Below are 14,106 nucleotides of genomic sequence, written 5' to 3' on the forward strand. Positions count from 1 at the left end.
ACACCGCCTAGGGTGTCCGCATGATCGTCGAACCGCTGGTGCTCGGCGAGGACAGCGCCCTGCCCGGGCCACTTCTCACCGAACTCACCGAGTTGTACGCGTCGAACCAGGAGTTCCAGCAGCTCAGCGGGGACTTCCCGAACCCGGACGACATCCGTCCCGAGCAGGTCGCCGCCTCGCTCGCCCAGGAGCTGGCGCAGCCGGGCGCCGAGGTGCTGCTGGCGCGCTCGGCCGGGCGGGTGATCGGCATCTCGGTGACGCTGGCGCACCATCCCGACCCGGACGACCCCGACCCGTGGATCGGTCTGCTGATGGTGCACGCGCGCGACCACCGGGCGGGGTTCGGACGCGAGTTGGCGGAGATCGTCGAGAAGCGGTTCCGGGAGTCGGGCCGCACCGGCGTCAAGCTCGCCGTGCTCGACAACAACCCCCGGGCCGTCGCCTTCTGGACGGCGCTCGGGTACGAGGAGATCGACCGGCGCCCGGATCTGCGGGCAGGCCGGGACTGCCTGGTCATGCGGAAGGATCTGTAGGTTTTCCGTCCCCGTAGAGCCAGGTGTCCCACAGCTCGGTCAGGTCCTCGTCCGACTCCTCCTCGACGTACCGGGTGAAGTCGCTCGTCGAGGCGTTGCCGTGCCGGTGCTCGGCGGCCCAGCCGCGGAGGATCGAGAAGAAGGTGTCGTCGCCGACCGCCTGACGGACCTTGTGGAGCACCATCGCGCCCCGGTAGTAGACGGGGTCGCCGGAGATGTCCTCGGCGGTGGGCGGCTCGGCGGGCGGGAAGGCCCAGTTGTCGTCGTCGGCGAAGGCCGCCTCGAAGCTCTCCTGGGCGGGCGTGTCCTTGAAGTCCTCGGCGTACAGCCACTCGGCGTACTGGGCGAAGCTCTCGTTGAGCCACATGTCGCGCCAGGACTCGGGCGAGACGGAGTTGCCGTACCACTGGTGGGCCAGCTCGTGGACGAGCACTCCCTCGGTGAGGGTGTCCTTCGCGAAGAACGGCCTGGTCTGGGTCTCCAGCGCGTACTCCACGTCCACCAGGGGGTCGACGATCGCTCCGGTGGAGGAGAAGGGGTACGGGCCGAAGTTCTCCACCTCCCACGCCAGCAGCTCGGGAATCCGGGCGAGCAGGGCTGGGTTGCCCCGCGAGGCGGTGTGGACGGGCAGCCCGGCCGGTGTGCGGGACGACCTGGTATCGTACCGGCCGATGGCGAGGGTCGCGAGATAGGTCGCCATGGGCTCGGCCGAACGCCAGACGAAGGTGGCGCGGCCGCCGCGTGTGTGATGCTCCTTCAGCTCCCCGTTGGAGACCGCCTGCAGAGCCTCGGGGACGGTGACGGTGAGGCTGTAGGTGGCCTTGTCGCTGGGGTGGTGGTTGCCGGGGAACCAGGTCGTGGAGCCGGTCGGTTCACCGAGCGCGACCGCGCCGTCGGCGGTGCGGATCCAGCCCTCCCTCGACTCGTCGGCGCCGGTGAGGGTGCGCGGGGTGCCCGAGTAGGTGACGACGGTACGGAAGGTGTCGCCCTTCTCGGGGCCCGTGCGGGGGCGCAGGGTCAGTTCCCCGCCGGAGCGGTCGACCGCGGCCGGCTCGCCGTCGACAGTGGCGCCGTCGACGGTCAGCCCGGTCAGGTCGAGGTTGAAGGCGCTGAGGTCCTGGGTGGCGCGGGCGGTGATGTCGGCGGTGCCCTTCAGACGGCCGGTGGACGGCTCGTAGTCCAGGGTGAGGGCGTAGTGCCGGACGTCGTATCCACCGTTGCCGAGCCCGGGGAAGTACGGGTCGCGCAGCCCTGCCGCGCCGGGCTTGCCGTGTACGCCGTCGTCACCGCCGCCACCGCCGCCGGTGCAGCCGGCGGTCAGGGCGGCGGCGAGCAGCAGGGCGGCCGCGGCACGGGCTCGGGCTCCCGCGCGGGCTCGTGCGCGGGCTCGGCTTCGGGTTCCTAAGGGAATCTGCTGGTCCACGCAGCGATCCTAGGAGCTCGAACAGATCAGCGGCCGAGCGACGCGACACCCGCCTGGGCGTACTTCTCGTCGAGGGCACCGCTCGGCGCGCCCGCGACACCGATCCCGGCGATGGGCGCACCGTCGGCCGCGACGGGGACACCGCCGCCGAGGAAGAGCGTGCCGGGGATGTCCTTGAGGTTCGGGGCGGTCTCCAGGCGCTTGACCAGCTCCGAGGTCGGGGCGTTCCAGGAGACGGCGGTGAAGGCCTTGCGCTCGGCCGACTCGTAGGACTGCGGGCCGGCGCCGTCGCCGCGGAGGGTGACGAGCGTGTTGCCGTTGCGGTCGACCACCGCGACCGTGACGCGCTGGTTCTCCTTCTCGGCGGCCTTCAGTGCCGCCTGGGCGGCCTCGGTGGCGGCGTCGGCGGTGAGGTGCGTGGTGGTGCGCAGGTGGTGGTCGGAGGCGTTGACGCTCGCGGCGGGCGCGGCGGCGGGGGCGGTGGCCGGGGCGGCGTTCGCCGAGAGGGCGCCGAAGGTGCCGGCGGACAGCGCGGCGGCGGCCACGGCACCGGTCAGGATGCGGGCACGCGTCGACATCTTCTTGCCGTGCTTCATGGGCGGATCTCCTCGGGAGGATCGGGTCGGGCTGGCTTGACGTCTCGATCCTGGGGCCGCCACCGGGGGTGCGGGGTCAGCCGATCGGTTGATGCCGCCGCGCGCGGGCGGGGTGAGGATGGAAGCGGAATTCCGGTACGAGGAGTGATGTGCGAGGAGTGATGGACGTGGAGCGGGACCCCGACGCCCCCTGGCTGGCCCGGGTGATGCACGCCGCGTTCTTCGCCCTGCTCGGCGCGTCCCTGGTGCGGTTCCTGCTGCGGCACCCGTGGCTGGACCTCGGCCCGTGGGTCGTGGCCCTGTCGGTGACCCTCGCCGTGCTGTACGTGGTGGCGACACCGCGCATGCACCGGCTGGTGTGGCTGTTCGCGGTCGTCGCGGTGTGGATGGTGCTGGTGGTGCTGGCGCCGAGCTTCGCCTGGTGCGCGGTGCCGCTGTTCTACACCGGGCTGCGGACCCTGCCGTCGCGTGCCGCGCTGGTCCTGGTCGCGCTGCTCACGGTGTTCGTCGTGGCCGCCCAGCTGAAGCTGGCGGACGGCGGCATCGACCCCAACCTGCTGGTCGCCCCACCGGCGGTGGCGGCCATCGCGACCGCCGTGTTCGTCCACGCGCAGCGGCAGGCGGACCGGCTGGCCGCCACGCAGCGGCGCGAGGGCGTCCTCGCCGAGCGGCAGCGGCTCTCCATGGAGATCCACGACACCCTGGCGCAGGGCCTGTCCAGCCAGCAGATGCTGCTGCAGGCCGCGGACCGGACCTGGGACAGCGAGCCGGACACGGCCCGCCGCCACGTCCGCACCGCCGAGTCGATCGCCGAGCACAGCCTCGCTGAGGCCCGCCGCTTCGTCCACGACCTGGCCCCCGCCGACCTGGCCGGGGGCGGCGGACTGGAGGACGCGCTCGCCTCGCTCGCCGCCCGCGAGTCGGCCGGCTTCCGGGTCGACGGCACACCGGTCGCCCTGCCCGACCGGGTCCGCTCGGCGCTGCTGCGGATCGCCCAGGGCGCCCTGGCCAATGTGCGCGAACACGCGGACGCGACGTCCGCCGCGCTCACCCTGACGTACCTCGGCGACCAGGTCGTCCTCGACATCGCGGACGACGGCCGCGGCTTCCGGCCCGGTGCGGCACCTGGCGGCACCCGCGCCGGGCGCGGCGTCCGGGGCCACGGGCTGCCCGCGATCCGGGCGCGCGCCGAGCAGCTCGGCGGCACGCTCACCGTCGAGTCCGCACCCGGCGAGGGCACCGTGCTGTCCGTCTCGATCCCCCTGGAGAGCCCATGACGGTCCGGATCCTGCTCTGCGACGACCACGCCGTCGTACGTGCCGGGCTGCTCGCCCTGCTGGGCAGCGAACCCGACATCGAGGTCGTCGGGGAGGCCGGCGGCGGCGGGGAGGCGGTCGCCATGGCCGCCAAGCTGACCCCCGACGTGGTGCTGATGGATCTTCAGCTCGGTCCGGGCATCGACGGCGTGGAGGCCACCCGCCGTGTCGCCGCGATGCCGGGCGTCCATGTCCTGGTCCTCACGACGTACGACACGGACGCCGACATCACCCGGGCCGTCGCGGCGGGCGCCACCGGCTACCTGCTGAAGGCCGAACGCCCCGAGGAACTCTTCGCCGCCATCCGCGCGGCCGCCCGGGGTCGCACCGCGCTGTCCGCCCCGGTCGCCCTGCGCGTCCTGGACCGCAAACGCGGCACGGCCGGCCCGTCGCTCACCGACCGCGAGCGGGACATCCTCGCCCAGCTCGCCCACGGCCTGGGCAACCGGGAGATCGCCCGCGCGCTGTTCATCAGCGAGGCGACCGTCAAGACCCACCTGGGCCGGATCTACGCCAAGCTGGGCGTCGAGACGCGTGCGGGCGCGGTGGCGGTGGCCAAGGAGCGGCGGCTGCTGACCTGAGGCAGCCGCCCGAGCACCGAAGGGCACGGCACCTTCCGGTGCGGCGCCCTCCGGTACGGCACGTTCCGGGGCGGGATCAGTAAAGCCCCTTGTAGCGCTGCCAGCCCGTTCCGATCTTCACGGTGGACCGGAACGACCCGGTGCCGTTGCCGTAGTTGCGGAGCAGGTCACCGGCCGCGTTGCGACTGATGAGGTCCGGGATGCGGTCCTTGTTGAGGTCGCCCACGCCGACGAAGGCGTTGCGGCCGGAGGCCCAGTTGCTGCCCAGGACCAGCTTGCGCGGCTTGAGACGGCCCGTGCCCGTGCCGTCGTAACGCCACAGCGAGTTGGCGCCGTCGACCGCGAGGACGTCGGCGATGCCGTCGCCGGTCATGTCACCGGCGCCGAAGACGGCTCGGTAGCCCTTCCACCCGGCACCGATCCTGCCCCTGGCCTTCAGGCCGCCCCAGCCGTTGTGCTCGTACAGGTAGAGGTCGCCGGTGGTGGCCTGGCGGCCCACCAGGTCGGGGTTGCCGTCGCCGGTCAGGTCCCCGGGGGACATCAGGATGTTGAACTGGCTCCAGCCGGTGCCGAGGACGGTCTCCTCCCAGAGCTCCTGGCCCTCGGCGGTGCAGTTGCCCCGGAGGGCGACGAGCCGGCCACTGGCCCGGCGGGCGATCACGTCGTTGCACCGGTCCCCGACGATGTCACCGAACGGCACCACGTGGTTGATGTCGCTGTACATGAAGCCGGTCGGCGTCCGCAGGCCCCCGCTGCCGTTGCCGTAGTGGAAGGACAGCGCGTTCTCCGCCTTGTCGAGCGTGACCAGTTCCCCGAGGCCGTCCGTCGGGCTGGAGAAGTCCCGCCACGGCGAGAGTGCCCCGGTCAGCCTGAAGGCCCCCTCCCGGACGAGGGGCGCGCCGTGCCCGTCGGCCGGGGTCGCCGTCAGCGTCCAGCGGTAGGCGCCGGAGAGGAGCAGCCGGCCGCCGTCGCCCCTGCCGTCCCAGGCGGGCTGGAGCACACCGCGCGTCTCCGCGCCGCTCATCGTGCGCACGGTCTTGCCGGTGGCCTGTTCCTTGACGGTCAGGGTCCAGGCGGACGCGGGCTTCGACAGCGTGCCGCCGACGAGCGTGCCGTTCTGGTCGCCGCCGGGGTTGAAGCCGATCGTGTCGTCCGCGGTCACGTCGTTCAGGGCCAGGGGCTGGGTGGGCACCCCCATGGGCACGACGTGGACGCGCTGTTGGTCGTCGGCGTACGCGGCATGCCCGCCGAACCGGTCCACCGTCCAGCGCACGTGCCGCTGCGAGGCACCGCTGCCCGCCGGAAGGTCGCCCACGGTGCGGCTGACCGCCGTGCCCGTGGTCACCGCCGTCCCGATCAGCTTGCCCGCCGCCTTGTCGTGCGTGACGACGAAACCGTCGCCGAGCAGGGCCTCCCCGGACGGGACCGGCACGGACTTCTTCGCCGTGCGGTCGTAGACGCCCGCCGCGCCCGACTCACAGGTCCAGTACATCCAGCGGCCGGTGTTCTGCAGCTCGGAGGGGACGCAGCCGGAGCCGGTGTCGACGGTCTCCACCGTCTTCTTCGAGGCGAGGTCCAGCGCGGTGACGGTGCCGGGCGTGCCGGCGGCCACGGGCGTCCACAGCTTGCCGTCCCAGACCGCGGCCGCGCCCGGGGCACGCTCCAGGACCTGGATGCCGTTGACGTTGTAGACCCGCTGGCTGGCGGGAGCCGTGTGGATGATGTGCCCGCCCGAGACGTCGGTCACGGCGCCGTACTCGGGGACCCGGAAAGAGGTGACGCCGTGGGGCTTGCCGCGCACCGTGATGTAGCCCGCGTCACCCGCCCGCACCTCGCGCACGAACGCGCCCTCGCCGCTGCCGGTCAGCGCGCAGGCCGACGGGTCGGCCTGGGTGCATGCCGCCACTTCCGCGTCGCCGAGCGTGTCGCGCTCCCCATAGGTGACCGGGCCGCTCGTGGACAGGGTGCGGAGGTAGTCGTACCGACGGCCGGCCTGGGTCTTGTCCGTGACGGCCAGCCGGCCGTGGGTGAGCGCCAGGCCCTCGACGGGCGCGGGCACCTCAGGGAGCACCTTGACCGTGCTGACGACGGGCTTCCCGTCCGCGTCCGCGGCGATGCGCCGGATGCCCCAGTCCGCCGGGCCGCTGCCACCGATCGCGACGGCCGTGCCGCCGGGGCCGGACGACAGCCCGTGGGCCGCACGCGGCAGGAGTGTGGTCGCCGTTCCCCCGGTGAGCGGCATCGCCTTGACGACGGGCCAGTCTTGACCGGCGGCCCGGAAGACCAGCCAGTCACCCACCACTGCCATGCCGTGGCCGGCAAGTGCCCCGGCCTGTCCGGGGTCGACCACGGCCGCCGGGGCGGACAGGTCGGTGCGCGACGCGACGGCGACCTCGTACCCCGGGGAGAGGCTGTACATCACGAGGTGCCGCGGCGACAGCACCGCGTACTGGTAGTGGTCCGGGACAGGGGCCGTGGTGCCCTCGACCAGACCCGTCTCCGCGTCGACCAGGAACATCCGGCGCCGGTCCGCGAGCGTGCCGATGAAGACGATCGTCCCGCCGTCGGCGGCGATCGGGGCGCCCAGCCGCCCGCCCTCGGGCACGCCGCCGACCGTGAGATCGCGGAGGGTGCCGTCGTCCCGGGGCGAGAGCAGATGGAGGACGTTCGAGGTGGTGGAGTCGGGGTTGGTCACCTGCTTGTACGCGACGACCGTCGAGTCGTACGTACGCAGATACGTCATGCTCTCGGGAACCGTGACCGTGCGGACCGTGCCCGCGGCGGCGTCCCGCAGCTCCACGGTGCGGCCCTTCACATGCGCGAGGACGTCGCTCCCGGTGGGCTGGACGGTCACGCCGGTGTCGGGCGCGGCGACCGGGAACGTCCGGCCGTCCGCGTACCGGGTCCACTGGCGGCCGACGAGGCCCTCCTCCCTGTGGAACACGCCCTGCTGCCCGGCGCCGTCCCCCATCGTGGAGCCCTCGGCGAACTGCAGGTCGGCGATCCGGGGGGTGGTCCGCAGAGTCGCCGGAACCACCGCCTCCTGCCCGGCCGGATCGTCGGCCGCGAACGCCGGGCCGGCCAGCGGCACCAGACCGCCGGCCAGCGACATGGCCAGCACGGCCGAGGCGCAGGCGCGCGTGAGCGCATGACGTTGCAAAGGATCCTCCCCCAGGGCCGGCGCCAGACCCCCCGGTCATCGCCCGTCACCCGTACAAGTGCGCGGATCATAGCAACGAGCGGACGGCTCGGTTCCCCCGTAATCCCACTCCGGTACCGGGCGGTCCTCCCCCGCGCGGCGGAGGAGGACCGCCGTACGGAACGAGGCGGCACCACCCCGGCCCGCGACACGCTGTCGCCATGACGACGACAGCCGCCCCTCCCCGCCCGATCACCCCACTCCCGCTCACCCGCCTCGCGCCCTCCCCCGTGGTGGCCCGCCGCGCCGCCCACGCCCTCGCGCTGTGCGCCGTCCCGTCCGGGCTGTGGCGGCTCGCCATGGCCGCCGGCATCCCCGTCGGCTACAGCGAGCAGGTCCTGCGCGACGTGTACGGCATCCCCGGCTGGGGCGTCGCGTACGTCGTCGGACTCGCCCTCCTCCAGGAAGCCGCCGCCCTACTGCCCCTGCTCCTGGTCTCCGATCGCATCCGACTCCCCCGCCCCCGCGCCGTCGCCGCGGCCGCCACGACCCTGGCCGCCCTGATCACCCTGTTCTGCGCCGGCCAGGTGGCGCTCGCCTTCTTCGTCGAGCCCGACCCCCGCATGACCGCCACCGGACACCTGGTGGTGAACCTCTGCTACGCCCCGCTCCTGGCCACCGGCCCCCTCCTCGCGGTCGTCGCCCGCTCCTACCGGCGGCGGCACCTGCCCACCACCCGGGCATGACACCATCGACCCCGTGCTCGACATCGGCTACTCCCTCTCCCGCCGTTTCCCCGACCCTCCGCAGACCGACTACCGCCACGCGGACGTCCACTCCCTGCGCCACGACCTCTTCTGCGGCGACGTGTACCTCGCGGACACCAAAGCCGACCGCGAAGTGTCCACAGCCTGGGGATGGGTCCCGGTGCTGGACTTCGCCTGGGCCCTGTGCGACATCGTCGAGCGGATCGACCGCGACCCCCGCGGCAGCCGCGCCGCCCAGCCGCAGTACGCCGAACTGGACTTCACCGAGTCCACCGACCGGATGCTCTTCGAGCGCCGGTTCGGCTGGGTCGACGTCGAGGCCGACTGGATGCCCGGCGACGAACCACCGCTCACCTTCAGCCACACCGCCCTGCGCCGCGAGGCCCGCGACTTCCTGCACGACCTGATCGCCGACCTCACCGACATGCACGAAGGCCTCGCCGACAACCCGGTGATCTGGGACCTCCAGGCCCGCTTCCCCCGCATCCCCTGAGGCCTCCCTCCCGACGCTCCCGGGCGGAGTGACGCACGCCACGGACAACGGCCCACCGCCGATGTCACAACGCGCACCCCTCGACCGGTCTCCTCTTCGAGACCGCATCACCGAGGCACCGCACAGGCCCCCGCCCGGGCCACCGCCCAGAGGAGAGACGTCATGCCCCACCGCATCCCCGTCACCGTCATCGGCGGCGGCTTCGCCGGACTCACCGCGGCCATCAGCGCCGCCGAGGCCGGCGCCCGAGTCACCCTCCACGAAGCCCACCACACCCTCGGCGGCCGGGCCCGCACCGCCGAAGGCCCCTACCTCACCAACGAAGGCCCCCACGCCCTCTACTTCCGCGGCCCCCACTGGACCTGGCTCGGCCTGCGCGACCTGCTCGGCCCCATGGCACCCCTCCCGCCCGCCGAAGCCGCCCGCCTCCGCTTCCACCGCGGCGGAACACTGCGCCGCACCCCGCCGCTCGGCATGCTCCGCCTCACCCGCCGACGGGCCGAACAGGCCCCCGTCGACACCGACTTCCTCACCTGGGCCACCACCCAGGCCGGCCCCGACGCCGCCCTCGCCGCCGCCCACTACAGCGCGGTCGCCCTCTTCCACCACGACCCCGGCTCGCTGTCCGCCCGGTTCGTCCAGGAGCGGCTGCGCCGGGCCGCCGCACTGCCGCCCGAGGCCCACTACCCCCGCGGCGGCTGGGGCCAGGTCATCGACCGCATGATCGAACGCGCCTGGAACCTCGGCGTACGCATCGAGACCGCCTCCCGCGTCGACACACTCCCCACCGACGGCCCCGTCATCGTCGCCACCTCCCTCGACGCCGCCCGCCGCCTCCTCGGCGACCCCGCCCTCACCTGGGACAGCGGCCGCACCGCTCTTCTCGACCTCGCGCTACGCACCCGCAAGGGCGACCCGTTCGCCATCTCCGACCTCGACGAACCCGCCTGGCTTGAACGGTTCACCGCCCAGGACCCGTCCCTCGCACCGGCCGGACAGCAACTGCTCCAGGGCCAGTTCCCCATCGCCCCGCACGCCTCCAAGGCCGACGGCATCGCCCACGCCGAACGCCTTCTCGACAAGGGCTTCCCCGACTGGCGCGACCGCGCCGTCTGGCGCCGCGAAGCCCTCGCCACCGGCCGTACGGGAGCCGTGGACCACCCCGGCAGCACCTGGCGCGACAGGCCCGCCATCGACCGCGGCGACGGCGTCTACCTCGTCGGCGACCAGGTCGCCGCCCCCGGCGTACTCGCCGAAGTGTCCTTCAACAGCGCCGTCGAAGCGGTCTCCCTCGCCATCAAGGCCACCCGCACCAAGCCCCTTGACCTCAAGCGCGCTTGAGGCTGAAGGCTGTTCCGCGACACCCCACGAGAGGAGCAGCCGCCATGCACGCCATCCGCCTCCACAGCTTCGGGCCCGCCGAGAACCTGCTGTACGAGGAGACCACCGACCCCACCCCCGCCCCCGGCCAGGTCCGCATCGCCGTCACCGCGGCCGGTGTGCACCTCCTCGACACCGCCCTCCGCGAAGGCCGGACCGGCCCCTTCCCCGCCCCCGCCGAACTGCCCACCATCCCCGGCCGCGAGGTCGCCGGAACCGTGGACCGGCTCGGCGAGGGCGCCGACCCGGCCTGGCTGGGCAAGCGCGTCGTCGCCCACCTCGGCATGGCCCCCGGCGGCTACGCCGAACTCGCCGTCACCGACGCCACCAGGCTGCACGAGATCCCCGACGGCCTCGGCGACGCCGAAGCCGTCGCCATGATCGGCACCGGCCGCACCACCATGGGCATCCTGCAGTTCACCGAACTCGGCCCCGACTCCGTCGCCGTCGTCCCCGCCGCCGCCGGCGGAATCGGCACCCTCCTCGTCCAGTACGCCAAGAACGCCGGCGCCACCGTCATCGGCCTCGCCGGCGGCCCCGGCAAGGTCGCCCGCGTCCTGGCCAACGGCGCCGACCTCGCCGTCGACTACACCCTTCCCGACTGGCCCGCCCAGGTCCGCGCCCACCTCGGGGACCGGCACGCCACCGTCGTCTTCGACTCCGTCGGCGGCGCCACCGGACGCGCCGCCGTCGACCTCCTCGGCAAGGGCGGACAGCACATCGTCTTCGGCTGGTCCGGCGAAGGCCTCCACGACGGCAGCCCGCTGACCTTCACCGACGAGGAACTCGCCGAACGCGGCATCACCTCCGAGGGCGTCCTCGGCCCCGCCATGCTCCAGAAGGCCGGCGGAGACGTACGCAACCTGGAACTCCGCGCCCTCGCCGAGGCCGCCACCGGCCGCCTCCACCCCGCCGTCCAGCGCTTCCCCCTCGCCGAGGCCGCGACCGCCCACCGCGCCCTCGAAACCAGGGCCACCATGGGCAAAGTCGTCCTCGTCCCCTGAGAGCGAGGCCGGGTCAGGTCCCTACGACCCCAGCTCCGCCAGCGCCCCGTCGGTCAGCCGGTACACCGTCCACTCGTCCTGCGGCCGCGCGCCCAGCGACTCGTAGAACGCGATCGACGGGGCGTTCCAGTCCAGCACGGACCACTCCAGCCGCTCGTACCCCCGCGCCACACAGATCCGTGCCAGCTCCGTCAGCAGCGCCTTTCCGTGGCCACCGCCCCGCGCCTCCGGACGCACGTACAAATCCTCCAGATAGATCCCGTGCACCCCGCGCCACGTCGAGAAGTTCAGGAACCACAGCGCGAAGCCGACCGCCTCGCCGTCGTCCGACTCCGCGATGTGCGCGAACGCCGCGGGCCGTTCGCCGAAGAGCGCCTCCCGCAACTGCTCCTCGGTGGCCTTCGCCTCGTCCGGAGCCTTCTCGTAGGCGGCGAGCTCACGGACCATCGCGTGAATGACAGGGACATCATCAATTACAGCGGTACGAATCATGACCGCAGCCTGACCGGTCCCCGCCCTACCGCGCCAGCAATATCCGCGCTACGGACACCCGCTCGCCCACCAGCACGCTCTCCCCGTCCTCCACGTCCCACAGGGCGTCCTGAAGCACCCGGCTCAGCGTCCACGCCCTCGCCCGCTCCCGGTCCAGCCCCAGCACCTCCGTCAGCAGGTCGAACCGCCACAGCACCTCCGCCGGATCGAACCGGTTGCACAGCGCCGGCAGCAGCTCGAACCCCGGATCGCCCGCCAGCGGCTTCGGATCGATCACCAGCCACGGCTCCCGCTCCGCCGCCAGCACGTTGTCGAAGTGCAGGTCCCAGTGCAGCAACCGGTCCCCCGGCTCCCCCACCACCTCCCGCACCGCCACCGCGCAGTCCCGCACCAGCCGCCGGTCCTCCTCGCGCGCCAGCTCCCCCAGCGCCTCCAGCACGTCCGCCAGCATCTCCGCCGCGATGTCGCCCAGCGTCCGCATCCCGGCCGGCGCCTCCACCGCCACCAGCCGCGCCATCAGCCCGGCCAGGATCCGCGTGGCCTCGCGCGCGTCCTCCACCACCGACAGATGCCGGCCCTCGTCGAGCCGCTCCAGCAGCAGCGCCCCCGTCCCGGGATCCTCCGCCAGCAGCCGCACCGCACCCGCGCCGTCCCAGGCCCGCAGCGCCGCCGCCTCCCCCTCGGTCTCCTCGTCCGGCAACCGCAGCTTCAACGCCGCCGACGATCCGTCCGCCGCCACCGACACCGGCACCACCAGCGAGGCCGCCCCGCTCATCACCGGGCCCGTCCTGCGCAGCCCCCACTCCTCCAGGAAGCGCTCCACCAGCCCCGGCAACGCCTCGACGAACGCCCGCCCGGCCTCACCGCCGAACTCCACCTGCGACTCGGCCAGCGCGGCCGGAACCTCGATCACACGCACCCCATCCAGTAACGTCCCGGCACACGCCCCCCACCCCACCGGCGCAACCGAGGACCCACATGAACACCGTCAACGGCGGCATATCGTTCTGGTACGCACAGGAAGGCACCCCCGCACCGCGGGAACCCCTCCCCGGCGACACCACGGCCGACGTCTGCATCGTCGGCGGCGGATACACCGGCCTGTGGACCGCGTACTACCTCAAAAAAGCCGTTCCCTTCCTCAATATCACCATCCTCGAAGCGAAGTTCTGCGGATACGGCGCCTCCGGACGCAACGGCGGCTGGCTCTACAACGGCATCGCGGGCCGCGACCGCTACGCCAAGGCCCACGGCCACGACGCGGCCGTCCGCCTCCAGCAGGCCATGAACGACACCGTCGGCGAAATCGTCAAGATCGCCGCCGAGGAGAACATCGACGCCGACATCCACCGGGGCGGCGTCCTGGAAGTCGCCCACACCCCCGCCCAACTCGCCCGCCTCAAGGCCTTCCACACCGTCGAAGTCGCCTTCGGCCAGACCGACCGCGAACTCCTCGGCGCCCGCGAAACCGCCGACCGCATACGCGTCACCGGCGCCGTCGGCTCGACCTGGACCCCCCATGGCGCCCGCATCCACCCCGTCAAGCTCGTCAAGGGCCTCGCCGCCACCGTCGAAGCCCTCGGCGTCACCATCCACGAGTCCACACCCGTCACGGAGATCAAGCCCAAGCACGCGGTCACCCCGTACGGCACCGTCCGCGCTCCCTACATCCTGCGCTGCACCGAAGGGTTCACCGCGACCATCAAGGGCCAGAAGCGCACCTGGCTCCCCATGAACTCCTCGATGATCGCCACCGAGCCGCTCCCCGCCGCCCTCTGGGACGAGATCGGCTGGAACGGCCGCGAAACCCTCGGCGACATGGCCCACGCCTACATGTACGCCCAGCGCACCGCCGACGACCGCATCGCCCTCGGCGGCCGCGGCATCCCCTACCGCTACGGCTCGAAGACGGACAACGACGGCCGCACCCAGCCCGCCACCATCGACGCCCTGCGCGACATACTCGTCCGCTTCTTCCCCGTCCTCGCCGGCACCCCCGTCGCTCACGCCTGGTCCGGCGTCCTCGGCGTCCCCCGGGACTGGTGCGCCGGCGTCACCCTCGACCGCTCCACGGGCCTCGGCTGGGCCGGCGGCTACGTCGGCTCCGGCGTCGCCACCGCCAACCTCGCCGGCCGCACCCTGCGCGACCTGATCCAGCAGGACTCCGGTCAGTCCGGCCCCACCGACCTGACCACCCTGCCCTGGGTCGACCACAAGGTCCGCAAATGGGAACCGGAGCCCCTCCGCTGGCTCGGCGTCCACGGCATGTACGCCGCCTACCGCACCGCCGACCGCCGCGAGTCGACCACCCACAGCGCCGGCACGGACCGCATCGCCGTCCTCGCCGACCGCGTCTCCGGTCGCCACTGACCCACCGGCCGC

General features: G+C 73.1%; 13 protein-coding genes. 8 read left to right on the plus strand and 5 right to left on the minus strand.

The genetic code is table 11. From position 1 onward, the window contains the following. The first annotated feature begins 20 nt into the window (after nt 1-20). Nucleotides 21-533 carry a GNAT family N-acetyltransferase gene (locus ACY34K_RS17615; RefSeq protein ID WP_462748024.1) on the plus strand — a complete coding sequence of 171 codons (513 nt, stop codon included), beginning with the start codon at nt 21-23 and terminating at the stop codon, nt 531-533. Here the strand turns inward: ACY34K_RS17615 and ACY34K_RS17620 are convergent. Together ACY34K_RS17620 and ACY34K_RS17625 are read right to left on the minus strand one after the other, a co-directional pair. After that, entirely contained in the window at nt 514-1,872 is a 1,359-nt protein-coding gene (locus ACY34K_RS17620; RefSeq protein ID WP_462748287.1) for a M1 family metallopeptidase, read from the minus strand. The two genes, ACY34K_RS17615 and ACY34K_RS17620, sit on opposite strands and share 20 nt — an antisense overlap. Before the next feature lie 110 nt (nt 1,873-1,982). Then, the gene (locus ACY34K_RS17625) at nt 1,983-2,552 is read right to left on the minus strand and encodes a GlcG/HbpS family heme-binding protein (RefSeq protein ID WP_462748026.1); all 570 of its coding nucleotides are present in this window, start codon (nt 2,550-2,552) and stop codon (nt 1,983-1,985) included. Between the two features lie 161 nt (nt 2,553-2,713). Here ACY34K_RS17625 and ACY34K_RS17630 point away from each other — a divergent pair, with 161 nt between their 5' ends. Both ACY34K_RS17630 and ACY34K_RS17635 read left to right on the plus strand, forming a co-directional pair. Then, nucleotides 2,714-3,829: a sensor histidine kinase gene (locus ACY34K_RS17630; protein ID WP_462748028.1), complete on the plus strand. Its 1,116-nt coding sequence runs from the start codon at nt 2,714-2,716 to the stop codon at nt 3,827-3,829. After that, the gene (locus ACY34K_RS17635) at nt 3,826-4,449 is read left to right on the plus strand and encodes a response regulator (RefSeq protein WP_462748030.1); all 624 of its coding nucleotides are present in this window, start codon (nt 3,826-3,828) and stop codon (nt 4,447-4,449) included. Before ACY34K_RS17630 ends, ACY34K_RS17635 begins: the two co-directional genes overlap by 4 nt. 76 nt (nt 4,450-4,525) lie before the next feature. Here ACY34K_RS17635 and ACY34K_RS17640 read toward each other — a convergent pair whose 3' ends face one another. Beyond that, nucleotides 4,526-7,609, minus strand: coding sequence for an FG-GAP-like repeat-containing protein (locus ACY34K_RS17640; RefSeq protein WP_462748032.1), 3,084 nt, complete (start codon nt 7,607-7,609; stop codon nt 4,526-4,528). 200 nt (nt 7,610-7,809) lie between these two features. Between ACY34K_RS17640 and ACY34K_RS17645 the strand changes: the two genes are divergently transcribed. The 4 genes from ACY34K_RS17645 to ACY34K_RS17660 all read left to right on the plus strand — a co-directional run bounded on the left by ACY34K_RS17645 (nt 7,810) and on the right by ACY34K_RS17660 (nt 11,232). Then, nucleotides 7,810-8,334 carry a hypothetical protein gene (locus tag ACY34K_RS17645; protein WP_462748034.1) on the plus strand — a complete coding sequence of 175 codons (525 nt, stop codon included), beginning with the start codon at nt 7,810-7,812 and terminating at the stop codon, nt 8,332-8,334. 13 nt (nt 8,335-8,347) lie between these two features. Next, nucleotides 8,348-8,848 carry a hypothetical protein gene (locus ACY34K_RS17650; RefSeq protein WP_462748037.1) on the plus strand — a complete coding sequence of 167 codons (501 nt, stop codon included), beginning with the start codon at nt 8,348-8,350 and terminating at the stop codon, nt 8,846-8,848. A gap of 162 nt (nt 8,849-9,010) precedes the next feature. Further along, entirely contained in the window at nt 9,011-10,189 is a 1,179-nt protein-coding gene (locus ACY34K_RS17655; RefSeq protein ID WP_462748039.1) for an NAD(P)-binding protein, read from the plus strand. A 44-nt stretch (nt 10,190-10,233) separates the two neighbouring features. Continuing rightward, nucleotides 10,234-11,232 (plus strand): zinc-binding dehydrogenase, encoded by a 999-nt coding sequence (locus ACY34K_RS17660; RefSeq protein ID WP_462748042.1) that lies wholly within the window; start codon nt 10,234-10,236, stop codon nt 11,230-11,232. Between the two features lie 21 nt (nt 11,233-11,253). Here ACY34K_RS17660 and ACY34K_RS17665 read toward each other — a convergent pair whose 3' ends face one another. After that, nucleotides 11,254-11,724 (minus strand): N-acetyltransferase family protein, encoded by a 471-nt coding sequence (locus ACY34K_RS17665; protein ID WP_462748044.1) that lies wholly within the window; start codon nt 11,722-11,724, stop codon nt 11,254-11,256. Between the two features lie 25 nt (nt 11,725-11,749). After that, entirely contained in the window at nt 11,750-12,652 is a 903-nt protein-coding gene (locus ACY34K_RS17670) for an aminoglycoside phosphotransferase family protein (RefSeq protein WP_462748290.1), read from the minus strand. 50 nt (nt 12,653-12,702) lie between these two features. Between ACY34K_RS17670 and ACY34K_RS17675 the strand changes: the two genes are divergently transcribed. Then, nucleotides 12,703-14,094 (plus strand): NAD(P)/FAD-dependent oxidoreductase, encoded by a 1,392-nt coding sequence (locus ACY34K_RS17675; RefSeq protein WP_462748046.1) that lies wholly within the window; start codon nt 12,703-12,705, stop codon nt 14,092-14,094. Nucleotides 14,095-14,106 lie beyond the last annotated feature (12 nt).

It is taken from the genome of Streptomyces sp. STAM6 (assembly GCF_054963715.1).